Here is a 25,793-nt window from a genome sequence, read left to right as displayed (position 1 = left end):
AACTTAGGCGTAGAGAACCTAGCGGACAGCGGTGTGAATTACCCCAACCTGGTAGATTTTACGATTGCTTAGGTGGTTTGAAGTCGAGCTGCTGAACTTGGTAGCCTTTGCGTTTGAGCTGTTCCAGCAAACCATGTTTGCCAACAAGGTGAAGTGTGCCGACTAAGATGAACTCAGTAGGCGGGGTGTGAATCATGTATTCAATTTTGGGCAGCCAGTTTTGATTACGTTCAACAATGATGGCGTGGTAGATAGATGGAAAGTCGGTTTCAAAAGGTTTGAGTACGGTGCGGTCAAACCCTGCCACATCACCGGCGCGCCAAAACTGTTTCATTGAGCGCATGATTTGACCAAGGTGGGTGTTTTCTTCGAGGGTATGAAGAATCATGGCGTTTTCATGGCCTTCCCCCATTGAGCTCATGAAGAGCAAATGTTGTTTTGGCGTTTCTAGCGCCAAAATCGGTTTTTGGTGTTGGATGGCTTTTTCAAGAAAGTACTTATCAACGCCTGTTCCCGCTAACCCCAATCGTTTCATTTCAAGCAGGGTGAGGTTCATCGACATCAAGCTTGCTCGATAATTGCGGATTTTATTGATATCAACACCGTAGCTTTTAAGTTGCGATGTCAGTTTTTTGTAGACCGAAGGGGAAAGGTGTTGTTGTAGTGTTTCCCCATAGGGATAGCGCATTTGCATCAACAGGTGTTGTTGGAAGCTCGGTGTTTGCGTTTGGCGCAGATCGACTTCGAAAACCAATGCTTTTGAACTCTGGTAGGCGAATTCGTATTCCTTGGGAAGCGGGTAGTCGGACTGAGCGAGTAAGTGAATTGCTCCACCCAAGTAAACAACACGGTTGTCTTTCGAGACTTTCCATACGAAAGCTTTTGCCCAAACACTATTGGCGGTGCCCAGTAGGCAGGCCAGTAGTAGCCACTTGATAAAGAGGTGGTTTATTCTGGGCAGGAAGCTCACGAAGCGACTCTCTAGGCGTTAGTAGGCGCTCAAATACATGACGCCGTCCATTTCGACGTCAGTGCCTTTTGGAAGCTCTTTCACGCCAACGGCAGCGCGTGCTGGATAAGGCTGTTCAAAGTACTGTGCCATGATTTCATTGACCGTTGCGAAGTGGCTTAAATCCGTTAAGAAGATATTGAGTTTGACGATGTCTTGCAAGCTTCCGCCAGCAGCTTCACAGACGGCACTCAGATTTTTGAAAACCTGATGAATGCGTTCTGAAATCTCCCCTTCTTTCAGTTCCATGGTTTCTGGAATCAACGCAATTTGTCCGGATAGGTAAACGGTAGAACCGGTACGAACTGCTTGGGAATAGGTGCCGATGGCTTGAGGTGCTTTATCGGTTGCAATAACTTCTTTCATGAACTGTCCTTTATCAATCGTCACGCCACTTGTTTGAGCGGCATCTATAAGGTCTTCATTCTAGCGAAAATCTGCCAGGTTGGGTAGTGCGACCTTTTTCTTTGGTTTGATCACCAAGTCGTATTATGCGGCGTCATGTAACCACTGGAGGGCATCCTTTCGGTTTTCAAAAAACTTGGCTTCTCCGCCAATGAACCAGGAACCGATTTTAGCCGCCCATTCCTGCCATTTCTTATTGCCATAGATAGCGATCTTTTCAAAAGATTTACCATGCGTCATGCCCAGTTTGAAATCATCCCAGGCAGCGTGTAGCTCCCATCCCTGCAATTCGGTCGCGTCGACAAAAAGATTAATCTTGGGCTGGTCGATACCTTCAATGGCATGATTAAGCATTGGGGTGATAAGTTGATAGTCTTCGTGTGTCAGTTTTCCCTTGGCAGTCAAGGTCATGAAAAACTGATTGTCGATTCTGGCAATGCCGATAGAAAGGCCGTGAATTTCTGTTGTCATCATGATCTCCTTTGAACAAAGTTCCGGTAGTGATAAAACAGGAAACTTCATTATAGAAGACAGAGGTTTTTAGCTTCAAGTTAATAAAAATGAATGAAAAGTGACGTTTAAAATACAGAAGGGAGAGGGGTTAAATGCGATGAATTTTTTCAACGATTGGCAGGCGTTTTAATTTACGCATGATGTCGGCCAGATGCTTACGGGTGCGAACACGGATGACGATATTCATCAAGCTGTAAGTCTCGTCTTTATCTTCGGAGCGCACACGGTCGATATCGGTTTTCATCTCAGCGATTTTGCTGGCAACAGTCGCCAGGGCGCCGCGCCCGTTCAGTACTTCAATTTGTAGTTCGACATTGAATGTTTGGGTGATGTTTTCTTCCCAGTGAACGTCGAGCCATTTTTCAGGATGGTTTTTGAAGTTCTTGACGTTAGGACACTCTTGACGATGAATCACCAGTCCTTTTTCAGCACTGATAAACCCAAGAATATCGTCTCCAGGAATCGGATGACAACAGTTTGCGTAATTGACGACCATGCCTTCTGTGCCGGAAATAACCAATGGCATTGTAGGGTCGATTTTCCCTTGATAATGGAATATTGAGTCTTCCGTACCAAGTAGCAGGTCATGGATTTGCTTGGCGACCAGGTTGGCCAATCGTTGGCCTAAACCGATTTCTTCCAGCAAATGATCCCAGCTGTTCAGCTTAAGCTCTTCGACCACTTTTTGTTGGACTTCTTCCGTTAGTCCTTGGTAAGACATATTGAAGCTGCGAATGGCTTTTGTCAGTAAGCGTTTACCAAGACTCGCCGCAGACTCTGTTTGCTGTGTTTTGAGGAAGTGACGAATCTGAGAGCGCGCTTTGGCCGTGGTGACAAAATGTAGCCATGCAGGGTTAGGCTGTTGTTCTTGGCTTCTCAAGATTTCAACGGTTTGTCCGCTTTCCAAATGGGTTCTCAAGGGTACCAGTTTTTTATCGACACGACAGCCAACTGTTGAATGTCCAACGCTGGTATGCACCGCATAGGCAAAGTCAACGGCAGTGGAACCAGCAGGTAGCGTGACAATCTCTCCTTTTGGTGTGAAGACATAGATGACGCTTGGGAATAGGTCGATTTTCACGTTTTCTAGGAAGTCGAGAGAGTTCCCCGCGCTTTGCTGGATTTCCAATAGGTTTTTCACCCATTCCTGCGCTCTGATTTCGACGGCGTTCAGGCGGTGTTGAGTGGCCTGTCCTTCTTCGGTTTGATCATTTTTGTAAATCCAATGGGCTGCAATACCGTGTTCGGAGACTTCATGCATTTCTTTGGTACGTATTTGCACTTCGATATAGGCGCCAAAAGGTCCGAACAGTACCGTGTGTAGTGATTGGTATCCGTTGGATTTTGGGATGGCGATATAGTCTTTGAAACGACCCGGGAAAGGTTTGTAAAGCGAGTGAACACTGCCCAGTACGCGATAACATTCATCGACACTATTGACCACGACACGGAAGGCAAAAATATCCAAAATCTCATCAAAGCTAAGATTTTTATATTTCATCTTTTTGTACAAGCTGTACAAATGTTTTTCCCGTCCGACAACCTGTGCAGGAATCTTATCGTCGACCAAGCGGTTGGTGATGGCTTCACTGATTTGGTTTACGACTTCATTTCGGTTGCCTCGCGCTTTTTTTACGGCGCGTTCCAGCACGGAGTAACGATTTGGGTACATGGCTTTAAAGCCGAGGTCTTCCAACTCGATACGGAAGGCGTTAATCCCCAACCTGGCAGCAATTGGTGCAAAAATTTCTAAGGTTTCTCGGGCAATGCGGCGTTGTTTTTCCGGGCGCATGACGCCAAGGGTTCGCATATTGTGCAGGCGGTCGGCAAGTTTGATGAGGATGACGCGTATATCTCGCGACATTGCCAGAATCATTTTTCTGAAGTTTTCAGCCTGAGCTTCTTGCGGGTTGTCGAATTCGAGTTTTCCGAGCTTGGTGACACCATCGACAATTTCAGCAACATTATGTCCGAATTTTTGTTCAATATCTTCTTTGGTGAAGGGGGTGTCTTCTACAACATCGTGAAGAATCGCTGCGATGAGGCTTTCGCAATCAAGTTGGATTTCGGCGAGAATTTCAGCAACCGCTATTGGGTGCCATATGTAATCCCCACCGGATTTTCGAGTTTGCCCTTGATGGGCTTCAGCTCCAAATTCAAATGCTGCCTGAATTTGCTTAACCTGCTTTTTGCTTAGGTAAAGCGACGCCTTTTCTAATAAACCATCGATACTGGTTGGTGTTGGCATTGGCGAGAGCTGAAGGAGTCCGATTAACCGAAATAAGGAGGGGTATCTGGGTCAGACATAACCACTTCTTTGTCAATGGTGTTGTCCGCTAGTTCGCGAAGCGCCATGACGGTAGGCTTGTCTCTGTCCCACTCTAGAGTCGGTTCCGCACCGTAAGAAAGTTGACGAGCGCGTTTTGCACCCAAGATAACCAATTCAAAACGATTTTCAACTTGGTCTAAGCAGTCTTCTACTGTTACACGAGCCATTTTATTGCCTTTGATTGTGTTGCCTTACTAGGAATCTTTATCCGCAAATTTTTGCGTAAACTACTATTTTAACGAATTTGAAAACAATTGTATATGTGATAACGACACAAGTCGTAACTTTTCTGGTTTATTTTATGCTTTAGCAGGCGACAAAGAAAGTTTTGGCGCAAGAATTTGCAAATAATCTTCCAGTATATGCGTTTGATCTTGTAGTGCCTGTTTAGCGGCAGCGCCCATTTGTTGACGCTCATCATCCGCATCAATGATTCGACTAAGTTCAGAGAATAAGCTGTCGTAGTCAGAGCATTGCAACAAGGCATTATGTTTTTTCAGCAGTTCTGTTTCTGCCTCAAAGTCCGACATGTCCGGTCCAGTCAAGATAGCTACACCGCATGCAGCCGGCTCTAATACGTTGTGCCCTCCCTTGGGTGCAAAAGCGCCGCCCATGACTACCAATTTAGCATGGCAATAGAAAGGGGTAAGGGCACCAATGCGGTCGTCAATATAAACCAAGGTTCTGGCATGAATGCTTTCGCCTAAGCTGTGGACACTGATTTGGTTTCGATTCAAAGGCAGCGAATTGACTATTTGCTCCGCTCTTTTCGGGTGTCTAGGCACAATGACCAACAACTCAGGTCTGTGCAAGGCTAACCAACGCTGGGCGATCTCCGCTTCCTCATTGTCATGGCTGGAAGCCAGTAATACATAAGGTCGGCCAACAGGGCACTCTGCTTTTGCCGTTTTGTCGATGGCGGCGAACTTAAGGTTACCTACCACTTGAATGGCGTTTTTTGGTGCTTGCAATTGTTGAAAATGCTCTGCTTCCTGACTGTTTCTAACCAACAAGTGTGTTACTAAGGACAGCGTTTTTTTGTAGGACTGTTTTAGCCATGCAGGGCTGTTGAGTGTCTTTTTAGAAAGGCGGGCATTCAATAGGCTGATTTCAATGCTGTTTTTATGCGCGAGATGATAAAGGTTTGGCCAGATTTCTGTCTCAATAACCCAGAGTTTTTCGGGTGTATAAGTTCTGAGAAGGCGTCTAATCGCATAGGGGTAGTCCAGCGGACAATAGGCACAGGAAATGTTCTGCTTGAATAGAGCTTGAATGAGTGTATAACCCGTTGGCGTGTTGGTGGTTACCAGAATCCTTGCTTCCGGCAGTAAGCGACGAATTAAAGGTTCTGCCGCTTTGACTTCTCCTACCGAGGCGCAATGAATCCAGATAGGTGACGAAGTGTGTTGCGGTTTTTTGTAGCCAAAGCCAAAGCGCTGCAGAAAGAAAATCCATCCACCATGTTTTTTAATGGCGTCTGAAATGATGAGGAATAGTACCAATGGGCTTAGTAAGCGAATCAATAATTGATAAATCAGCATAATTAGCCTATTGGGTTTGGAGATTAATGTCCTGCGTTCAGCAAGGCTTCCATGATTTCGATATCACCAGGAACATCCACTTCTGGCGAATCCCAAAGGCTTTCAACGACTTTGATTTTGTGACCAAACTCTAATGCACGCAGTTGTTCCAACTTCTCAATGTTTTCCAGGCGACCCATCGGTAGCTGGTTAAAAGCATCTACAAAGCGTTTGGTATAGGCATAAACGCCCAAGTGTTTAAAGGAATCATGATCCCAATAATCTCTACCATGAGGAATGGTCGCGCGTGAAAAATACAGCGCAAAACCATTCACATCTGTGACGAGCTTAACATCCTTAGGGCTGGTGATTTCGGCTTCATTGACGATTTTGAAAGACAGGGTCGACATTTCAAAGCTGCCATCATAATTGCTGTCCATGAATGGTGAGATAACCGCTTCAATCGACTCCGAGTGCACCAGAGGTTGGTCGCCCTGTACGTTCACAATCAAATCATCTGGCTGAAGTTGAAGTTGTGCAGCGGCTTGCGCAATACGGTCTGTACCTGACTCCGCTTCTGGAGGTGTCATAATTACGTTACCGCCGAAATCCTCAACGGCCGTTTTGATGCGGTCATCATCGGTTGCAACATAAACCGCTTCAATGCCCTGTGCTTTGGAAATGCGTTCGAAAACATGCTGAATCATCGGTTTGCCATTGATTAGCTTAAGAGGTTTGCCCGGTAAACGGGAAGATCCGTAACGTGCTGGGATAAATACATAGGTTTTCATAAATTCACGATGACCCTTATGAGATTGAGTAATCTATTTAACACTCTCGTTTTGATGCTTAGCAAGGCAGGCCTGAAGGAGTTGAGTAAAACTCAATGACTGAAGGGCTAACAAAGCTAAGCGCAAAACGAGGAAGTTAAATTTACATTTTTTCGTAGAGACCGCGTAATAATTCCGGTGTTACTTTCTCTTTCCAGCTTGGGCCGTAGACGTTATCCCAAAGTGGCGCCATACCGGAACAGACTTCAATCATCTTGTTCATTTGTGCATCGGTTAGGTTCGCACAAACATTTGTCGGTAGGTCGATATTGTGTTTTTCCATCATTTTACGGAAAGTAGCGACGCCTTCTGGGTAGAAATCATCCAAAACGTTAAACGCAATACAGTTACCAATACCATGGTGGTAGCCAAGAACATAAGAAAGACCGTATGAAAGTGCATGACACGCACCTACTTGACTGTAAGCGATAGATTGTCCCCCCATGTAAGAGGCCATCATCAATTTCTCTTCAGATTCAGGGTGATCTTCCAGGAAAACTTCATGACAAAGTTGGCTGGATTGGTCTCCAAATGCGCGCGCGAATTCATTGATATAAGTACCGTTTAAGGCTTCTACGTTATGAATGTAGCAATCCATACCTGTGTAGAACCATTGGTTCTTTTCAACGCCTGCAACCAAGTCTGGGTCCATAATGATTTGGTCGAAAACCGTGTAGTCTGAGTTCATCCCCAGCTTCTTTTCAGGACCTGTCAGTACGGTGGTACGAGATGCTTCAGCACCTGTTCCTGAGATAGTAGGAATGCCCACATGGTGAACCGCTGGGTTTTTGATAAGATCCCAACCTTGATAGAGTGCCGCACCACCTGGGTTCGTCAATAATAGTGCAACTGCTTTAGCGATATCCATTGAAGAGCCACCACCAATACCGATAATGCTCACCGGAGCATTACCGTCATTGTGTTCACGGCAGTAAGCTTGCACTTGCTCTGTCAAAGCATCTACATAAGTTGTCTTTGGCTCGTCAGTCACGTCCAACCAAATCAACATATCTTGGTCATGTTTAGGGATACGTTGACCCAAAGGTCTATCTTTATGAATTTCGTCAACTAAAAAGACCACTAGATCTTTGGAGGATTGTCGCTGTTCAGCCAGCACTTCGTCCAACTGGTCAAATGCGCCGCGACCGAAAATGATTCTAGGAACGGTCTTAAAGTTACGATGTTTCATGTGTGTTATCCCTTACGTTTTTAGTACGTTTTTAGTTGCAGGTGGTTTGGGGGTAATTCAAAAATCAAAGTTTAACGAAAAATTTTAGCAAATGCTGCGATGCGCTCATTAATTTGCGCTTCTGTCCAAGATAGATTGATTAGCATGGACAAAGTGCGGCTCATAATGGCATCCGACTTTGGCGTTTGCACTTTAGTGTAATCTGGACGGTCGGCGACCAATTCTATCGGCAATTTAGCAGGCCCTTTCATTTGGTGAATATGGTGCCAGTTCTTCAAGTAATGCCAGTTGTTCGCATACCAGTAGAAGACGCCAGGCACACCTTGTTCCGCCAATGCTTTAGCAATTTCTTGTGTACGCTCTTCTGTCGGTAACATAAAGCTTAGGAATCCAGCATTGTCGCCTGACTCATCTGGAATAACGCGGAAAGACACTTCTGAGTAGCTTGATAGCGCATCTTTCAAAGCTTTTTTGTTACGGCGTTGGGTGTCTAAAATACGATCCAGTTTTTTCCATTGCGCAACACCGACCGCGGCATTCATTTCAGAAATGCGGTAGTTGCTACCCATGATAGGGTGAGTTTCCGCGCCGCGATCCATGCCAATATGGTCATGCCCGTGATCAGAGTATTGATGAGCGAAATCATAGATTTTGCTTTCATTGGTTAGGATTGCGCCACCTTCACCGCAAGAAATGGTTTTAACGGAGTCGAAAGATAAAGTACCAACCTGGCCGATTGTCCCGAGAGCCTGACCTTTATATGTTGCGCCGGTTGCCTGGCAAGCATCTTCCAATAGGATGATGTTGTGCTGATCACAAATGGCTTTGATTTCATCCATTTTACCCATCGAGCCACACATGTGGACAAAGTTGATGGCTTTAATGTCAGGGTGTGTTTTCAATGTTTCTTGAATGCCTTCAGGAGACAGTGTCAGTGTTTCGTCAATTTCCGAGAAAATCGGCACTGCGCCAGCCAGTACGATAGCTTCTACAGAAGCAACAAATGTAAATGGCGGTACGATGACTTTATCACCTGCGCCGATGCCTGCAGACGCTAGAGCGGTTGATAGGGCTGTCGTGCCGCTGGAAACCAAATGGGCATGTTTAACTTGCAAAGTTTCGCAAATCATCCCTTCCAGTTCACGTGCTTTCCAAACGTCATTACGCATGCCGTCAAAGTTGTAGCGAAAGGTGAAGCCTTTCTCCATGACTTCTTGAACTTGTTGTTTTTCACTGTCGTCAAAAATTTCAAAACCAGGCATTTATAGGTCCTTTTCTGGAGAGCTGTTTTCCAGCAATTCGTTAATCATATTTCGGTGTTTTTGGTGCTGAATATGGCGGCGAAGGCGGTTTGCCAAAAAGATGCTGTGTAATTCCGCTAAAGCCGTTTCAAAATGGTTGTTAATCACAACATAATCAAATTCGTCGAAGTGTGACATTTCATTGACTGCTTTTGCCATGCGGGATGCAATCACTTTCTCACTGTCTGTTCCACGGCCTTTTAGACGTTTGTTGAGCTCTGTCATACTGGGTGGCAAAATGAAAATGCTAATGGCATCGGGAAAGAGCGATTTGACTTGTTGCGCACCCTGCCAGTCTATTTCCAGAATGACGTCTTTGCCATCGGATAACTTGGACTCGACGATGGACTTTGAAGTACCGTAAAAGTTATCGAAGACTTCAGCGTATTCAAGAAAGTCGTTTTGCGCAATTTTCTCTTTGAAAGCGTCAACAGTCACGAAAAAATAGTTTACACCATCTTCTTCACCTGGGCGTGGCTGGCGAGTGGTGGTTGATACGGAAACCTGAATATGCTGGTCGCGTTCCAGAAGTTTGCTGACAAGAGAAGATTTCCCTGCGCCAGAGGGTGCGGAAATGATATAAAGCGAGCCTGTCATGTCTTGTTGTGTTTCCAGTTTTTTAACTAAAGTCTCCCGTTTCACTGAAATGTGAGGGAATCTTTGTATGTAATTTGGTAGTATTTTTAATTTTGTAGCAAGTTGGGCATTTTAACAGAGTTTAACCAAAAATTAACCATGCTATCTGTAACATACAGCTAAAAAAATTACTTTCATTTTTATGCGGTTTGTTGGATTGGCGCTTGGTCGGTTGGTAAAAGTGCGCTCCGTATAATTTTTAAACAAAATTTTAAGTCGTTTCCAGTAGTGGGCTAAAATAACACCATGCATAAAGAAAGTATTTTTTTGGTCGGTCCGATGGGGGTTGGAAAATCCACCGTTGGTCGTTTTTTGTCGGAAAAGCTGCACTATGATTTTGTGGACAGCGATCACGAAATAGAGGCAAAAACCGGCGCAACTATTCCGATTATTTTCGACATTGAAGGCGAAGAAGGCTTTCGTGCTCGCGAAGCAAATGTTATTGATGAACTGACGCAGCGCACGGAAACGGTTTTGGCAACAGGTGGCGGCGCGGTGTTAGACCCTGAAAACCGCAGACATTTACGCTCAAGAGGCTTTGTTGTTTATCTTAAATCTTCAGTGGATGCGTTGGTGCAACGTACCAAGCATGATCGCAATCGCCCTCTGCTACAAACGGATAACCCTGAGCAAGTCTTGATGGATCTCATGGAAAAGCGCGACCCTCTGTATATGGAAGTCGCGGACTTGGTGATTGAAACCGAGCAAATTCCGGTGCATAGAGTGGTTAAACAAATCGTCGAAAAACTGGAAGAAGAGAATTTGGCATAAGCCAACCAAAGTATCCCCCGACCAAATACACTTGCCAGCAAAAAGTTTTAAAGAATTGAGGACAGACTATTGAAAACACTAAATGTCGATTTAGGAGAAAGAAGTTACCCGATTTTCATCGGACAGCAACTGATTAATAATCCTGAGTTGATTCGCCCTTATGTTCAAGGAGCCCAAGTATTGATCGTCACCAATACAACGGTGGCACCACTTTATTTGGAACAGGTGGAGAAAACCTTTTCGGATTATGAAGTTCGTGTAGCTGTGCTTCCTGATGGTGAAGAGTACAAGAATCTGGAAGTGCTGAACAAGATTTTTGATGTAGCGATTGCCAATCGTTTTGATCGAAAGTGTACCTTTGTGGCACTGGGCGGCGGTGTGATTGGTGATATGACAGGTTTTGCTGCTGCTGCCTATCAACGTGGTGTCAATTTCATTCAGATTCCGACGACACTATTGTCTCAAGTAGATTCTTCAGTAGGTGGAAAAACCGGCGTAAACCATCCGTTCGGTAAGAATATGATTGGTGCCTTTCATCAGCCGGAATGTGTTGTGATTGATACCGATGTGTTGAGTACTTTGGAAGACCGAGAGCTGTCCGCAGGTTTAGCAGAGGTTATCAAGTACGGTTTGATTACAGATTATCCGTTCTTCGAGTGGCTTGAGCAGCACATGGATGAATTGCTTGCCCGTGATTCAGTTGCCTTAACGGAGGCGATTGAAAGATCCTGTCAAAACAAGGCGAAAATTGTTGCGTTGGATGAAAAAGAGTCTGGATTGCGTGCCCTGTTCAATTTGGGTCATACCTTTGGCCATGCGATTGAAGCCGGGATGGGTTACGGTAAATGGTTGCATGGTGAAGGCGTTAGTGCCGGTTCTATGCAAGCCATTTACTTATCTAAGTTGATGGGGAATATTTCACAAGCTGACTTCGACAGAATCGAGAAAATTTTTAAACATGCCAAACTCCCAACGTTACCGCCAAGTGTTAATGACATGTCCAATCAGCGTTTCTTGGACTTGATGGCGGGAGATAAAAAGGTACAGGCTGGTCACATTCGTTTGGTGTTGCTAAAGCAAATTGGGGAAGCCTATGTTACGGGTGATTACTCTCAGTCGCTGTTGGAGCAAACCTTGACCGAGTGGCGATAGTTTCAGTCATAATTCCGCTGCCGACTTTGTCGGCGCGCCTAGTAAGGAAATAGCATGATAGACGCACTTGCTCAACAGTTTGATGCCGAAGGTGTCTCCTTTTCAATGAAAGATCATTTGATGATGATCGATATTGATAACCCTTTCGCAACCGCGAAAATTACTACCCATGGCGCGAGTCTGTTGAGCTATGTGCCAAAGCAAGGCGCTTCTGCCGACAAAGATTTGATTTGGGTATCTGATTCAGCGGTCTATGATGGCAAAAAGCCTGTCAGAGGGGGGATTCCAATTTGTTGGCCTTGGTTTGGCAAGTCTGATGAAGAGGGCCTGCCTGCCCATGGTTTTGTGCGTAATCAGGTTTGGCATTTGGATAAAGTCCATACCTATGACAGTGGTGTAACAGAAGTTCTGCTGGTGTGCGATTCGGATGCCTTTTCTCAAACGCTTTGGCCGCATGCCTTTCATTTGTCTCTAAGAATCGAGATAGGTGAAAAGTTGTCGATGGCACTCACCACGCACAACCTGAATCGTTATGATTTGAGTATCACTGAAGCATTCCATACCTATTTCGCCGTTTCTAATCCTCAAGCTATTGAGATAGAAGGGCTGGAAGATTCTATTTTGCTTGATAAGCTAACCTATGCCGACGCTGTTCAGCAGCAAGGTGCGGTAGTGGTTGAACCACCAATGGATAATGTTTATTTAAATCAGTCTGGAAAAGTCAGTTTTGAAGATGAGGGATTGGGTCGTCGCATTGTGATAGAAAAAGACCATAGCCTCTCCAGTGTGGTTTGGAACCCAGGACCTGAAGGTGTGAAGGCTTTTGGTGATATGAATGACGATGCTTGGCAGACAATGTTGTGCGTCGAGTCTGGCAATGTTTTGGATAATGCGGTGTTGATTCCCAGTGAGTCAAAACATACCTTAACCATGATATTGTCAGCGGAAAATTTGTAGATTGGTTGGGGGCGACTGCGATGACGAATAAAACCGACAAACCTCAATGGTTAATCAATATGCTGTCCATCTTGGCGGCGATGTTCGGTTTAATTGCGTTTGGACTATTTCTGCCGGCATTGTTGGTGGTGTTCGGGTTGAATGAAGTTAAGCCTGGTGCGACAGAGTTCAATGTGGCGATTACTTGGGGGGTACCTCTCGTGATCTTTGCCAATTTGCTGTCGTTATTGGTGTTGAAGGGGAGTACGAGTGTAATGCGCGGCATGGTACAAAAGCTCGGTTTCCTATTAACTTTGATTGCGGATGCTTGTATTGTTTTGATCGTTGCGATGCGATTTTTCTGACACACCACTAATACTTAAAATCACTCATAAAAAAAGCCCCGATGTCGGGGCTTTTTTATGGTGTTGAAAGCGGTCGTTAAGCTTGCATGTTCGCACGCATTTTTAACAAAGCTTGCTGTTCAATCTGACGGATACGTTCCATAGAAACACCGTAAATTTCAGACAATTCTTTCAAACCGACTTTATCTTCAGTTAACCAGCGTTTGCGGATAATGTCTTGGCTACGTTCATCCAAGTTCGCAAGCGCAGATGTCATCATGCCCATTTCATAATCATTTTGGGATTCGTTGACCAAGTGTGTTTCCGGGTCCAACTCTTGGCTGACCAAGATAGGGTAGGTTTTACCTGAATCTTCCGAATCATCGGAACTCATATCTACCGGTAAATCCTGACCGTAAAGTCGGGTTTCCATTTCCAACACGTCGCGTCGTGTAACCCCCAGTTCTTTTGCAACCGCATCGGCATCTTTGTTACCAAACCATTCCAACGATTTTTTTGTGCTTCTTAGTTTGAAGAACAATTTACGTTGCGCTTTGGTGGTTGCTGTTTTAACGATACGCCAGTTTTTAATGACATATTCGTTGATTTCAGCACGAATCCAATGCACGGCAAACGTCATTAGGCGGACATTTTCGTTTGGGTTAAAGCGTTTTACCGCTTTCATCAAGCCGATGTTTCCTTCTTGCACCAAGTCTCCCAAAGGCAATCCATAACCTTTATAAGAGCGGGCAACGGGCACAACATAGCGTAGGCTTGACAAGATAAGTTGTCTAGCTGCTTCTAGGTCTTGTTGGTAATACAATTTTTCAGCAAGCGCGTGTTCTTCTTCTGCACTTAAGACAGGCATAGTTTGAACGGTTGCCAGGTAGTGTTCGATGTTTTGTCCTGGAGTAAGGCTCGCGCTAAACGGAATCATTTGATTTGTCATACAATCCTGCTCCTGTTGAGTCATCTTTTTCATTAACTCTAATATACAGAAATTAGCACTCAAGTCAAGAGAGTGCTAATCATTTTTTGCGATATTCATGGTATCGACAGACTTTGTTAAAACTTTAGAAAAACAAATAGTTATTTTTATTATTTAAAAATTTTCTAGGTTTTAAACGGCCTTATTCAGGCTTAGAGGAAGAGCGACCTAACATACGGTTAAGTACGTCATCTTTGTAGACGAAATGATGTTTCAAAGCACCGGCAATATGCATCATCAAAATGAATGTGATGAGGAATCCGCTGTAAACATGTAGCGGTTTGGCAATGGCTTTAATGTCAGGATTTTCGCCAATCAAGTTCGGTAATGTAAACAGATTAAAGAAAGGGATGTCGTGTCCACCGGCGCTGACCATCATATAGCCTGAAATCGGCATGACAATCAAGGAAAGGTACAAGAAGCCTTTGACGATGTGGCTCAACACGACTTCCATACGATTTTCACCGATGTCTTCCGGGTTAGGTGACATCTTCAACCAGATGACTCGAAGAATCATCAGCAGAAATAAGCTGATTCCCAAAGAGAAATGCAGATGGAACACGGCGGTTCTTGCTTCACCTTTTGCCATGAATTCTTCGGCAGCGAAAGCAGTAATAAGCGCCAGGATAAATGCAAAAGCGGAAATCCAGTGGTTTGCGCGAGAAACTAGGCCGAAGCTATTAGGAGTGTTTTTTAGGCTCATTGGGTTGACTCTTTGTTGGGTTGAAAGTGCAGAACGATTTAGTCTATAGAGGATTATACAAAGAAAACAGATAAAAAAAAGACCAGCTAAAGTAACTGGTCTTGGGAGTAAGTAAAGCCTTCGAGTTTGAAAGGAAAGAAAGCCAAACTTAGTTGCATCAGGCAAGCTAAGCGAGAATTAAGCGTGATCGCCAAGCTCACCTGTTTGATGCATCATTTCCAACCAAGCATCTCTTAGCTCGGTAAGAATTTCGATAGCGCTGTCTAGATAGAAAGTATCTTTTTCAAACACAGCTTCTTGTATCGCTTTATCAGCATAGTGATAAAGTTCTTCCAGATCGTACGCAATCGGAGTGTGTTCGGTCAAACTCAAACGGTCACGAAGTGCGTCAAGAATCGTTGTCATACGACCTAGGTGGAATCCTTTTTCAACCAAAGCATTGGATTGGTGGCAAACTTTTGCCAAATTTCCTTTATCAACAACACCTTGTAATAGTAACAAAACAGTTTTTCTTGGGTTTTCAGCCAAGTGTTTTTCAGTTTGTGGGTTACGATTGTAGTCTTTAATCAGTGGTGCTTTCGCTTCTGATGTCATCGTTAAATTAGTAGTCATGGCTGTTTTCCTTTCTAGTCGAAAAAATAATTAAAGTTTTTCTTTACTTAGCCAACAGCATTGACCGTGCCAAAGTAGGTAAAAGTTACCAACAATTAAATTAAAGCATTGATTTTAAAGGATTTTAGTGGGTGGAAAAAATTGCCGCGTGAGTGCAAAAAACCAACGAGAAACTGGCAATTATTGCTGATAGTCAGAAAATTGACGGGGGTTGATGTGAAGAATATGACCCCAACCTGGCAGATTATTGACAAATTTCTGCCAGGTTGGGGGGGACAAAGTATTTATTTAAGAACGTTTTTAAAAGGTAACGGTGACGGCTTGAGAAGCACGCTTGGCTTTTTCTAAGGCTTCTTCAATAGAGTTGCCTCTGGCAAGCGCAACACCCATGCGGCGTCTACCGGCGATTTCAGGCTTACCGAACAGTTTGATTTGTGTGTCCGGTTCGTTAAGCGCTTGATACAGATTGCCGAACGCTGTTTGTGTCGATTGCCCGGTAGGCAGAATGACGCTGGAGGCCGAAGGACCATGCTGGACAATATTCGGAATCGGCAGCCCAAGGATTGCGCGTACATGCAGTGCAAACTCGGAAATGTCCTGAGAAATCAATGTCACTAGGCCTGTGTCATGTGGTCGTGGCGACACTTCACTGAAAATGACCTCATCGCCTTTGACAAAGAGTTCAACGCCGAACAGTCCGCGCCCGCCGAGCGCATCCGTAATGCTTTTTGCCATCTGCTGTGCTTTTTCCAACGCTGTTGCTGTCATTGGATGCGGCTGCCAAGACTGACGGTAATCGCCGTCTTCCTGTAAGTGGCCGATAGGCTCGCAGAAGCTGGTGCCATCGATATGGCGTACAGTTAATAGTGTAATCTCGTAGTCGAAATCCACAAAGCCTTCGACAATAACTTTACCTTTGCCTGCACGTCCGCCTTCTTGCGCGTAATCCCACGCCTTATCAATGTCTGCTGCGGTTTTAATGACGCTTTGCCCTTTGCCTGAAGAGCTCATGATTGGCTTCACAACACATGGAATACCGATGTTGTTCACCGCCTGAACAAAGTCTTCTTTATTGTCTGCAAACGCGTAAGGCGAGGTCTTTAAGCCCAGCGTTTCTGCCGCCAAGCGACGAATGCCTTCACGGTTCATCGTCAATTGCGTGGCTTTGGCGGTCGGGACGACATTAAAGCCTTGTTGTTCAAGTTCAGCCAAGGTGTCGGTCGCAATCGCTTCGATTTCCGGTACGATGAAGTCAGGCTTTTCTTTGAGGATAATGTCACGCAATGCATCACCGTCAAGCATGCTCAAGGTGTAGCTTTTATCCGCAACTTGCATGGCTGGCGCGTTTTCATAGCGGTCAAGCGCAATCACTTCTATGCCAAAACGTTGTGCTTCTAAAGCGACTTCTTTTCCTAGTTCTCCTGAGCCACACAATAAAAGTTTGGTTGCGGTAGGTGAAAACTTGGTTCCAATGGTGACAGTGTTCGTAGCCGAATCCTGAGACATGGCATTTCCTTTGCTAAGTGTTTAGTAAATTGTTGTTAACTTATTGACATCAAACACTTTAGAATAACGTTAAGAGTCAATTTCGGACGGAAGTCGTTCAAAAGTGTTTACGCAGTTGTAGGCATATTATAGTCAAAGCCTTGTGCAAAAGTGACTAGACAATCGCCAATTACAACCGGGAAATAGAGAGAAACTAGGAAATTACCATGGTAAAAGACGACATGAGCCCGTTTTCAGAGGTTACGCTAAGCGATGCATCCATCGAAAGGCTAGCAAATGAAAGTCGTTTGGCGCATGAACAGCTGGGTGGCCTTGTGAGGGATAATGAGGCATCACTTCAAGCCAGATTGGAGATGGGAAATGTCAAAAATCTGTTGTCTGACTTACGTTATAAATTCTCTGGACGTCAGCAAGATGTCGAAAATCTTATAGAGGCCGAAGTGAAAGCCCGTACGGAAGAACTTTACCGAAAAGCGCATTATGATGCCTTGACGCACTTGCCGAATCGCAGCTATTTCCATGACTTGATGGAGCAGATGGTTCAGCGTGCCACCGACACCAATACCAAGTTCACCTTGCTTTTTCTCGATTTGGATGGCTTTAAGCAGGTCAATGACAATCTAGGGCATCATATTGGTGATGAACTGCTACGTCATGCCGCGGCACGCTTGGTCTCCTCGCTTCGTGAGAATGATATCGTTGCCCGTTTAGGCGGGGATGAGTTTGTTGCTCTACTGACCGACTCTGAAGACAACCGCGATATTATCGAAGGTATCTGCAAACGCATTATCAACGAGATTTCACGTCTTTATTGTTTTGATGGGCACGAAGTCAGAATCTCAACCAGTATTGGTGTCAGTCGTTTCCCTCATGATGGACGTATTGCTTCCGAACTGTCTGAAAACGCAGACAAAGCTTTATATGTCGCCAAGAATATGGGGAAAAAGCAATTCCGTTTCTACGAAGATGCACACACATCGCCAGATTTCTTGAATGAAAAGAGAGAATCGGATATTCGCGCTGCCTTGGAAATGGCGATTGGCAAGGATGAGTTGATTAGCTGCGTTCAACCGCAAATCGATTTAAAAGAAAGCCGTATCGTTGGCGGTTGCCTGTCTATTGCCTGGCAGAACCCTTTCTATGAAACTTTTTCCGATGGCGAGTGGGAAGAGAAGCTTGAAAATGCCTTGTGGGCAGATACCGCGGGGGATTGGTTGTTGGATACTGCTTGCCACTACTTAAAGGATTGGCAGGTATTGGATCCTGAATTTGTGGTGACCTTGCCGATTTTGAAACCTTTGTGGAATGATTCTTTGCAAAAGAAACTCGACGAAGCGGTTGAACGTTATGACATTCCAAAGAACCAGCTACAGTTATCCTTCTCTTTGAGAAGTTTGCAACAAGAAGGGGAAGACGTTAAAGAACTGTTACAGGCGCTGACTGAGGCAGGTTATCAATTGACGCTTTCTGATGTCGGGTCACAGCCTTTGGATTTGAATTTCCTAATGGGATTGACGATTCAAGAGTTTCGCTTCGATCCGATTTGGTTGGACAAGCAAATGCAATCCGAGCAGGGTAAACAGTGGGTGAAAGCCATTATTCAAATGGCACAAAGTTTGGATGCCTGTATGATTGCCGGCGGTATTCACTCAGAACAGCAAGCGGAAGAACTTAAACACTGGGGCTGTGCTTATGGGCAGGGACCTTATTGGTCAGAAAGAATCGAAACCGAAAACTTCAAAACACTGATTGGGTGATCCCAGTTTCAGCGCTTTTAAACGCAATGCCGTTTCCGACATTGCGACTCATCTTGCTTAATTAAACCGCTTCCAACAATGCTTCTTCAGCACGGTTCAACGAAGTCGATTTATGATCGTTGTTCGCCATGTCTGGTGCTGTGACCACCTTAACATCCGTAATCCCGATAAAGCCTAAAACCGTTTTCAGATAAGGGGTCACGTGATCAAATTGGTTATAAGGCGATTCCGTGTAGTTTCCGCCTGAAGTCAAAATAACAATCGCTTGTTTACCTTCCAATAAGCCCTTTGGACCATTTTCTGTGTAAGTGAAAGTTTCGCCCACACGTACGACTTGATCCAAGTAGGCCTTCAAAGAAGAGGGAATGCCGAAGTTATACATCGGTGCGCTAATCAATAAAGTGCTGGCTTCACGCATATCTTGTAGTGCCTGGTTTGACTCGTTCAATTGCGCGTTTTGATCCGCACTACGGCTTTCAGCCGGGGTGTACATTGCCTGAATGGTGGCTTCCGACAAATGAGATGGCGGATTAACGCCCAAATCGTGATGGATAATCTTGCCCTGTGGATGCTTGCTCAACCATTCCGCTTGATATTGGTCTGCCAGATGTTTGGAATTAGATCCTTGTGACAAAGCGCTGCTGTCGATTCTTAGTAGGGTCGCCATGTGAAATTCTCCTAGAGGGTAATACAAAGTGAACCCTTATTCTAAGGAGAAGATTAATGATGAAAAATAGCTTAATGTGAAAAATACTATTGCTATATTGGCAATAATTTTTATTGAGAGAATAAAAAAGGCCTCTTATTTGAGGCCTTCATTTGAGGAGAGGAACGATTATTTCAAGTTTGAAAGAATCGCTTTTTCCACGTCATCAATTTTTTGTGTACCGTCTACTTTGATGTACTTGATTGAAGTATCGTTAGCGGCTTCTTGCGTGTAGTAGTCGACCAAAGGAGCGGTTTGATCGTGATAGACTTTCAAACGATCCAATACAACATTTTCTTGGTCGTCATCACGTTGAATCAGGTCTTCACCAGTTTCATCATCCTTGCCTTCAACTTTAGGTGGGTTGTAAACCAAGTGGTAAGTTCTGCCTGAACCTGGGTGAACACGACGTCCAGCCATACGGTTAACAATTTCAGAATCTGGCACATCGATTTCAATCACGGCGTCGATTGCCACACCAGCAGCTTTCAAAGCATCTGCTTGTGGAACCGTACGAGGGAAACCGTCCAATAAGAAACCATTGGCACAATCGGCTTCTTGAATGCGCTCTTTCACCAAACCGATAATGATTTCATCTGTTACCAACTTACCCGCATCCATAAAAGACTTGGCCTGTTTTCCTAAGTCTGTCCCTGCTTTGATGGCAGCACGTAGCATATCGCCAGTAGAGATTTGAGGGATGTTGAATTGCTTGGTCAAGAACTGTGCTTGTGTTCCTTTACCCGCGCCCGGTGCGCCTAGAAGAATAAATTTCATGTGGATTCCTAAATTTTACAGCTTGTATGAATAAGTTTTGGGCAGCGATTTTATCATCTGTGCCTTGCCGCCTTTGCGCTGGAATGGTGTTCAAATTCCAAATACATTTCAAAATGAATTTTAAGGCGGCTTAAAAGTTTGGGTATTTTATCATAGAGTGTTTTGCACACCCAATGTGCTTGTTAAAAACTGCCAGGTTGGGGGGTTATTGGCTTTTCAGCAGGGATTCTATGGTGTGTAAAGATTGCTGCTGATAATGCCCGCCGAACAAATTGAGGTGGTTGAGCTGATGGTAGAGTTGATACAAAGGTTTGCGCATCCGGTAGCCTTTGTCGATAGGGAAAACGCTGTTGTAGCCATCGTAAAACGCTTTGGAGAAACCGCCAAAAAGCTCTGTCATTGCCAAATCGGTTTCGCGGTCACCGTAATAACTGGCGGGATCAAAAAACACCGCTTCACCCGTGGCAAGAAACGCGCTGTTGCCGCCCCAAAGATCACCGTGTAACAGAGAGGCTTCTGGGCGATATTCCTGAAAGAATTTAGGGAGCTCATCCGCTAAACGTTTGCCGGCATCCACCAGTTGACTGCTTGCGCCATTGCTCTCTGCCAGCGCAAGTTGAGGGAGTAATCTGGCTTCGCGATAGAAGCTGATCCAGCTGTTATGCCATGGATTTTTTTGCAAGGTGTGACCGATGTAGTTGTCTTCAAACCAGCCGAATTGTTTATCATCGTTTATTTGATGGTGCAGCAACGCCAAGTCTCTGCCGCGTTGTTCATCATCCCCTTGACCAACCATATGAAAATAGGTCAAAAGCAAAAAGGCTCTATCATCAGCAATGCCATATGCAAGAGGTTTGGGGGTGTCAATCACACCTGTGTCGAGAATCGCCCGAAGGCTATGGGCTTCGGTTTCAAACAGCGGGAGGCTATCGACATGGTTTACTTTCAGGAAGTAAGTGTCATCCAGTGTTTTGACATGAAATGCTTGATGGATGTCGCCGCCTCCGACAGGTGAGGCGGTTTCGATATGCAGATTTAGACCATGTTCAGTGCTTAAAACTTGAGAAAGTGCCGACCAATTCATAGTGTCTTCCCTGCGTTATCCAAATGACTATTGAAACAGCTTTTGCGTCATTTCTTCGATGTTTTTTTCCGATACGTTAGGCACCTTTGGAGCATGTCCTTCTCGGAAGACTTCAAAGAAAGCGCCGGGGGTGTCTGCCGGAACGGCATTACCTGTTGTTTTGTCGATAGGAACATTCACCAAACCATCGGGAATCGCAAAAGGTACATTCGGATAGGGTTTCAAAGCCTCTCTCATGTACTCGATCCAGATTGGCAGCGCCGCGCGCCCCGCAAATTCATTACGCCCCAAGGTGCTTGGTTGGTCAAACCCTACCCAAACGCTGGTGGCAATGTGAGGGTTGAACCCAGAGAACCATGCGTCTTTCTGATCGTTGGTGGTTCCGGTTTTCCCTGCAATGTCCTTTCTATTCAATACTTTAGCCGCTTGTGCTGTACCGTGGTTGATGACGTCTTGCATCATCGTTGTCATGATATAGGCATTCTGTGGCGTAATGATTTTCGGTGCAGTGGTTGGGTCGTCCGGTGTGCATTGGACGGTACAGGCCTTTTTAGGATTCGCCTGATAAATGACATCGCCATCAAAATTCTGAACTTTGTCGATGATGAAGGGGTCAATCAAATAACCGCCATTGGCAAAAGTGGAATAGCCGCGTACGACTTCTTCCGGTGTAAACTGAACCGACCCCAGTGCCAAAGATAAATCGCGATGCAGATTGAGCTGGTCTTTCGGGAAGCCGAAACGTTCGATGTACTTGATGGCATAAGCAATACCGACGTGCTGCAACAAACGGATGGAAACCAGGTTGCGCGAATGCATGAGCGCCACTCTCAAACGTGTCGGACCATAGAAACGACCGGAATAGTTTTCTGGGCGCCAAACATCTTCCAACGCGGCATCGTGGAATACAACAGGCGCATCATTGATGATGGAGGCAGCCGTCATGCCGTCTTCCAGCGCACTGGAGTATAAGAACGGTTTGATGTTTGACCCCACTTGTCGGCGCGCTTGGGTCGCACGGTTGTATTTGCTGCGGAAGAAATCATAACCACCAACCAACGCTTTGATGCTACCGTTATCCGGGTCAACGGAAATCAATGCAGCTTCGGTTTTCGGGTTTTGGGCTAGTTGCCAACCGCTATCGGTCAACTGTAGGTAAATGGCATCGCCGACATTCAGGACATCGGTGATTTTTTCCGGTTCAGGACCTGTTTTGTTGACATCAATGTAAGGGCGCGCCCACTTGATACTGTCCAGAGAGATGTGCGTAACCGTCCCGTCTTCGAGCATCACCGTTGCGTCATCATCGGTGGTTTCGGTGACGGCACCAACATCCAGTGACGCAAAAGTTTTCAAGTCACTGAGTTCTGAAATCAATTGCGCATGATCGGTCATGATAGTGGGAGCGAAATGGGTGATAGCACCACGATAACCATGACGTTTTTCATAGCTTTGCAAGCCATCGCGTACCGATTTGTTGGCAATATCCTGTAGATGCGAATCAATCGTGGTGGTGATGGTCAAACCGTTCTTCAACGCATCGTCGCCAAAATGTTCGATAGCGAAGTCACGCGCCATTTCTGCAACATAACCCGCTTCAACATCAATGCGGGAACCGGTCAATTTGGCATGAACCGGAACCGCCATCGCCTGATTCATCTCTTCTTCAGTGATGTAGTGGTTTTCATACATACGTTTCAGCACGTAATCACGGCGAAGCTTGGCGCGTTCAGGGTTGTAAATCGGGTTGTAGCGAGAAGGGGCTTTCGGCAAACCGGCAAGCATCGCAAACTCATTCAGCGACAAATCTTTCAGGTCTTTTCCATAATAGGTTTGCGCTGCGGCGGCAAAGCCATAAGAACGGTAGCCCAAGAACATTTTGTTCATGTAGAGTGCGAGGATCTCTTCTTTGCTGATTTGGTGTTCGATTTTGTAAGACAGCACAATCTCGTTCAGTTTACGCAAATAGCTCTTTTTCTTGGTCAGGAAGAAGTTTCTGGCAACCTGCATGGTGATGGTTGAACCGCCTGATTTCTTGTGTCCGGTGGTAATCAATTCATAGACGGCACGTGCCAAGCCTTTGAATGAGATGCCGCCATGCTTGAAGAAGTCTTCATCTTCCGCGGACACAAGGGCTTGAGTCATGCGCTCAGGAATTTGAGTGTAATCCAGCGGAATACGTTTTTTCGTACCGATTTCGCTGATGAGTTTGCCGTCTGAGGTCAGGATTTTCAAAGGCACCTGATAGGAAACATCTTTCAGACTTGAAGCATCAGGAAGCGTTGGGTAGATCGTGACAGCGTAGTAGATAACACCGGCTAGGAAGAGAAAGAATCCAGAAAAGAAGCTAAACCAAAAGAATTTTTTAAAAAAACCACGTTTTTTCTTTTTTGGGGGAGTGTTCTCTGGTTCGGATGCTTGACGATCGTAATAATCGTCATTTCGCAATTCATCTGACATAAATTAAGTAATCGGTTGTTATTCAAGGTAAATTAAGGGGCCATTATACGTGATAACCCGCTGGCTAAAAAGCATGTAAAGATGACAATATTGTAAAAAAGACATAAAAAAACCCGGCTTAAGCCGGGTTTTTTGAAAATGACTGTGAAAACAGGAAATCTTATTTGTTAGATTTTGAATAACGCCCTGTTTTGATGTCATCGTACATCAAGTATAAGTTTCCACCTACGATAATAACGATCGCAGAAATCACACCGAACATACCGATGTCAACTTGTAGTGATTGAGGAAGGATGCCCGCCCAAATCCCTAAAAGTACTAGCAATGGAATGATAACCGCGATTGTTAGCGTTCCAAGCATTTTCATAAAATTGTTCATTTGTTTTTCCTCAGATAGTTGTAAGTCCATAACAACAACTCGAACTATACTGTTCTGGGCGCAAAAATTCAAATAAAAATATTGATTCGCATCAAGAAAGAATCTTTATTAGTCGTTAGAAGGAAAATCTCTGTACAAGCAAGTGCTTGCGTCACTTTTGGCTTATTCAATATTCTGGATTTGCTCACGCATTTGTTCGATGAGCACTTTGCATTCGACACTTGATTGTGTCAGTCTCGGATCAATGGCTTTTGAACCGAGTGTATTGGCCTCCCGATTCAGTTCCTGCATGAGGAAATCCAGCCGTCTGCCTACCAGTCCTTTGGTGGTTAGAAGGCGTGATACTTCCGTCAGGTGTGTTTGCAAGCGCTCAATCTCTTCAGAAATGTCCGCCTTTTGAGCAATAATCGCCACTTCCTGATGAAAGCGATGATCGTCAACTTGCCCAGCCAACTCTTGAATGCGTTGTTTTAACGCTTCAGTATGTTGGCTCAAAGCTTCTGGGTAGATAGCCTTAACGGCATCGACTTCGCTTTGCAGAAGGTTGATTTTTTCCGACAGGATGGTTGCTAAAGCTTGCCCTTCGCGACTACGCGCTTCATTGAGTTGTTCCAAAGCTTGTTGCAAGCAGTCGAGAATAGCGCTGTTCAGTTTATCCGCTGATAATGTTGATTGTTGGGTTTGTAACACGCCCGGCCATTTCAAAATATCCAATGGACTCAAGTTGGTCGCTTCCGGTAAGGATAGCTGAACGGTTTCAATGGATTGCACCAATCGATTGACCAGATTAATGTCCACATGAAAACTGCTTTCACCTTCAGTCAGATCGACTTGAAGTGTGCCTTCGAGTTTACCGCGACCGATGGATTGTTTGATTTTTTCTCTGGCGGGCATTTCGACGGTTTTGAGGTTTTCCGCCATTTTCAGGTAGATTTCGAGGTAGCGTTGGTTAACACTTCGAAGCTCCCAGCTGATTTTCCCCCAGTCCTGTTGTTGTTCTACTCTGGCAAAAGCTGTCATGCTTTTCATGCGTTACCCACCTTCTTCGGCATTGATAAGCCTTATGTTTAATGTTTGTTGCAAGACGGTTTGAGTGCAAGGGCATCGTCTCGTATAATCCATCCATTCTAATAAAAAGTACTCGATAAGGACAAATCTAATGAGACCAAGTGGCCGTCAAACCGATGAAATGAGAGCTGTAAGACTGACAAAAAACTTCACAAAGCACGCTGAAGGTTCCGTGTTGATCGAGTTTGGAGATACCAAAGTGATTTGTACTGCGACGGTAGAAGAAAAAATTCCGCCTTTTCTAAAAGGGCAGGGCAAAGGTTGGGTAACAGCCGAGTACGGTATGTTGCCACGCTCGACCGGAACGAGAATGCGTCGTGAAGCGAGTGCTGGAAAACAGGGCGGTCGCACGGTTGAAATTCAACGATTGATTGGTCGTTCATTAAGAGCGGGTGTTGATTTGGTAAAGCTTGGTGAGCGCAGCATCACGATTGACTGTGATGTTATTCAGGCCGATGGCGGTACGCGTACCGCATCCATTACCGGTGGTTTTGCTGCCATGGCGCTGGCGCTGGATACTTTGATAAAAGACGGCAGCTTAACTGAAAATCCATTGATTCAAAACGTGGCATCGGTTTCAGTTGGGGTTTACCAGGGAACGCCGGTGCTGGATTTGGACTATGCCGAAGACTCGACTGCCGAAACCGATATGAACTTGGTGATGACTGAAGATGGGCGCTTTATTGAAGTACAGGGTACGGCAGAAGCAGAGCCTTATTCTTTGGAAGAAATGAACGCGATGCTAGCGTTGGGCGCGAAAGGCATTAAAAAGTTGATCCAAAAACAGAAAGCGATGCTTGCCGAATAACGCGGAGCGA

Annotated in this window: 26 protein-coding genes; 6 read left to right on the top strand and 20 right to left on the bottom strand. The window is 45.1% G+C overall.

Features of this window, described 5'->3' with window-relative positions; all coding sequences use genetic code 11:
• Positions 1-58: 58 nt before the first annotated feature.
• The 10 genes from F8R13_RS05245 to gmk form a co-directional block, all read right to left on the bottom strand.
• Positions 59-970, bottom strand: a complete 912-nt coding sequence (locus F8R13_RS05245) for a TraB/GumN family protein (RefSeq protein WP_152832310.1) — start codon at positions 968-970, stop codon at positions 59-61.
• 18 nt (positions 971-988) lie between these two features.
• Positions 989-1,375: a RidA family protein gene (locus tag F8R13_RS05240; protein WP_152832308.1), complete on the bottom strand. Its 387-nt coding sequence runs from the start codon at positions 1,373-1,375 to the stop codon at positions 989-991.
• Between the two features lie 123 nt (positions 1,376-1,498).
• The gene (locus F8R13_RS05235) at positions 1,499-1,888 is read right to left on the bottom strand and encodes an STAS/SEC14 domain-containing protein (RefSeq protein WP_253806356.1); all 390 of its coding nucleotides are present in this window, start codon (positions 1,886-1,888) and stop codon (positions 1,499-1,501) included.
• 127 nt (positions 1,889-2,015) lie between these two features.
• The gene (locus F8R13_RS05230; protein WP_152832304.1) at positions 2,016-4,175 is read right to left on the bottom strand and encodes a bifunctional (p)ppGpp synthetase/guanosine-3',5'-bis(diphosphate) 3'-pyrophosphohydrolase; all 2,160 of its coding nucleotides are present in this window, start codon (positions 4,173-4,175) and stop codon (positions 2,016-2,018) included.
• A gap of 23 nt (positions 4,176-4,198) precedes the next feature.
• The gene (gene rpoZ / locus F8R13_RS05225) at positions 4,199-4,423 is read right to left on the bottom strand and encodes a DNA-directed RNA polymerase subunit omega (protein ID WP_152832301.1); all 225 of its coding nucleotides are present in this window, start codon (positions 4,421-4,423) and stop codon (positions 4,199-4,201) included.
• A 132-nt stretch (positions 4,424-4,555) separates the two neighbouring features.
• A complete protein-coding gene (locus F8R13_RS05220; RefSeq protein ID WP_253806355.1) occupies positions 4,556-5,797 on the bottom strand; it encodes a 3-deoxy-D-manno-octulosonic acid transferase in 1,242 nt (413 codons plus the stop codon).
• A 23-nt stretch (positions 5,798-5,820) separates the two neighbouring features.
• The gene (kdsB, locus tag F8R13_RS05215) at positions 5,821-6,567 is read right to left on the bottom strand and encodes a 3-deoxy-manno-octulosonate cytidylyltransferase (RefSeq protein ID WP_152832299.1); all 747 of its coding nucleotides are present in this window, start codon (positions 6,565-6,567) and stop codon (positions 5,821-5,823) included.
• Positions 6,568-6,709: 142 nt separating this feature from the next.
• Positions 6,710-7,795: an iron-containing alcohol dehydrogenase family protein gene (locus tag F8R13_RS05210; RefSeq protein ID WP_152832297.1), complete on the bottom strand. Its 1,086-nt coding sequence runs from the start codon at positions 7,793-7,795 to the stop codon at positions 6,710-6,712.
• 71 nt (positions 7,796-7,866) lie between these two features.
• Positions 7,867-9,057 (bottom strand): DegT/DnrJ/EryC1/StrS aminotransferase family protein, encoded by a 1,191-nt coding sequence (locus tag F8R13_RS05205; RefSeq protein WP_152832295.1) that lies wholly within the window; start codon positions 9,055-9,057, stop codon positions 7,867-7,869.
• Positions 9,058-9,693 carry a guanylate kinase gene (gene gmk / locus F8R13_RS05200; RefSeq protein ID WP_152832293.1) on the bottom strand — a complete coding sequence of 212 codons (636 nt, stop codon included), beginning with the start codon at positions 9,691-9,693 and terminating at the stop codon, positions 9,058-9,060.
• A gap of 285 nt (positions 9,694-9,978) precedes the next feature.
• On the opposite strand from gmk, the gene aroK reads away from it, so the two are divergent.
• From aroK to F8R13_RS05180, 4 genes are all read left to right on the top strand, one after another.
• Complete coding sequence (aroK, locus tag F8R13_RS11660) at positions 9,979-10,503, top strand: shikimate kinase AroK (RefSeq protein ID WP_152832291.1); 525 nt, start codon at positions 9,979-9,981, stop codon at positions 10,501-10,503.
• A 69-nt stretch (positions 10,504-10,572) separates the two neighbouring features.
• Positions 10,573-11,655: a 3-dehydroquinate synthase gene (gene aroB, locus F8R13_RS11655; RefSeq protein ID WP_152832289.1), complete on the top strand. Its 1,083-nt coding sequence runs from the start codon at positions 10,573-10,575 to the stop codon at positions 11,653-11,655.
• A 54-nt stretch (positions 11,656-11,709) separates the two neighbouring features.
• A complete protein-coding gene (locus F8R13_RS05185) occupies positions 11,710-12,612 on the top strand; it encodes a D-hexose-6-phosphate mutarotase (protein ID WP_152832287.1) in 903 nt (300 codons plus the stop codon).
• A gap of 20 nt (positions 12,613-12,632) precedes the next feature.
• Positions 12,633-12,956, top strand: coding sequence for a hypothetical protein (locus F8R13_RS05180; protein ID WP_152832285.1), 324 nt, complete (start codon positions 12,633-12,635; stop codon positions 12,954-12,956).
• 76 nt (positions 12,957-13,032) lie between these two features.
• On the opposite strand, the gene rpoH is transcribed toward F8R13_RS05180, so the two are convergent.
• From rpoH to purT, 4 genes are all read right to left on the bottom strand, one after another.
• Positions 13,033-13,884 (bottom strand): RNA polymerase sigma factor RpoH, encoded by an 852-nt coding sequence (gene rpoH, locus F8R13_RS05175; protein ID WP_152832283.1) that lies wholly within the window; start codon positions 13,882-13,884, stop codon positions 13,033-13,035.
• A gap of 181 nt (positions 13,885-14,065) precedes the next feature.
• Complete coding sequence (locus F8R13_RS05170) at positions 14,066-14,626, bottom strand: cytochrome b (protein ID WP_152832281.1); 561 nt, start codon at positions 14,624-14,626, stop codon at positions 14,066-14,068.
• A 177-nt stretch (positions 14,627-14,803) separates the two neighbouring features.
• Positions 14,804-15,238, bottom strand: a complete 435-nt coding sequence (locus tag F8R13_RS05165) for a flagellar protein FliS (protein WP_029911763.1) — start codon at positions 15,236-15,238, stop codon at positions 14,804-14,806.
• Positions 15,239-15,538: 300 nt separating this feature from the next.
• On the bottom strand, positions 15,539-16,744 hold the full coding sequence (gene purT / locus F8R13_RS05160; RefSeq protein ID WP_152832279.1) for a formate-dependent phosphoribosylglycinamide formyltransferase: 1,206 nt from the start codon (positions 16,742-16,744) through the stop codon (positions 15,539-15,541).
• A gap of 206 nt (positions 16,745-16,950) precedes the next feature.
• Between purT and F8R13_RS05155 the strand changes: the two genes are divergently transcribed.
• Positions 16,951-18,501, top strand: coding sequence for a bifunctional diguanylate cyclase/phosphodiesterase (locus tag F8R13_RS05155; RefSeq protein ID WP_152832277.1), 1,551 nt, complete (start codon positions 16,951-16,953; stop codon positions 18,499-18,501).
• 61 nt (positions 18,502-18,562) lie between these two features.
• On the opposite strand, the gene F8R13_RS05150 is transcribed toward F8R13_RS05155, so the two are convergent.
• The 6 genes from F8R13_RS05150 to F8R13_RS05125 all read right to left on the bottom strand — a co-directional run bounded on the left by F8R13_RS05150 (position 18,563) and on the right by F8R13_RS05125 (position 24,936).
• A complete protein-coding gene (locus F8R13_RS05150; protein ID WP_152832275.1) occupies positions 18,563-19,168 on the bottom strand; it encodes an FMN-dependent NADH-azoreductase in 606 nt (201 codons plus the stop codon).
• A gap of 168 nt (positions 19,169-19,336) precedes the next feature.
• On the bottom strand, positions 19,337-19,984 hold the full coding sequence (adk, locus tag F8R13_RS05145) for an adenylate kinase (protein ID WP_152832273.1): 648 nt from the start codon (positions 19,982-19,984) through the stop codon (positions 19,337-19,339).
• 205 nt (positions 19,985-20,189) lie between these two features.
• Positions 20,190-21,068: a fructosamine kinase family protein gene (locus F8R13_RS05140; protein ID WP_152832271.1), complete on the bottom strand. Its 879-nt coding sequence runs from the start codon at positions 21,066-21,068 to the stop codon at positions 20,190-20,192.
• A gap of 27 nt (positions 21,069-21,095) precedes the next feature.
• Positions 21,096-23,528, bottom strand: a complete 2,433-nt coding sequence (locus F8R13_RS05135; protein WP_152832269.1) for a penicillin-binding protein 1A — start codon at positions 23,526-23,528, stop codon at positions 21,096-21,098.
• A gap of 160 nt (positions 23,529-23,688) precedes the next feature.
• On the bottom strand, positions 23,689-23,907 hold the full coding sequence (locus F8R13_RS05130; protein ID WP_152832267.1) for a hypothetical protein: 219 nt from the start codon (positions 23,905-23,907) through the stop codon (positions 23,689-23,691).
• Positions 23,908-24,069: 162 nt separating this feature from the next.
• Complete coding sequence (locus tag F8R13_RS05125) at positions 24,070-24,936, bottom strand: YicC/YloC family endoribonuclease (RefSeq protein WP_152832265.1); 867 nt, start codon at positions 24,934-24,936, stop codon at positions 24,070-24,072.
• A 130-nt stretch (positions 24,937-25,066) separates the two neighbouring features.
• On the opposite strand from F8R13_RS05125, the gene rph reads away from it, so the two are divergent.
• Entirely contained in the window at positions 25,067-25,783 is a 717-nt protein-coding gene (gene rph / locus F8R13_RS05120; protein WP_152832263.1) for a ribonuclease PH, read from the top strand.
• Positions 25,784-25,793 lie beyond the last annotated feature (10 nt).

Origin of the sequence: Hydrogenovibrio sp. JE_KL2 (genome assembly GCF_009296185.1) — a bacterium.
Lineage (GTDB): Bacteria > Pseudomonadota > Gammaproteobacteria > Thiomicrospirales > Thiomicrospiraceae > Hydrogenovibrio.
The sequence above is the reverse complement of the archived record's forward strand: the minus strand, read 5'-3'. Positions and strand labels throughout refer to the sequence as shown.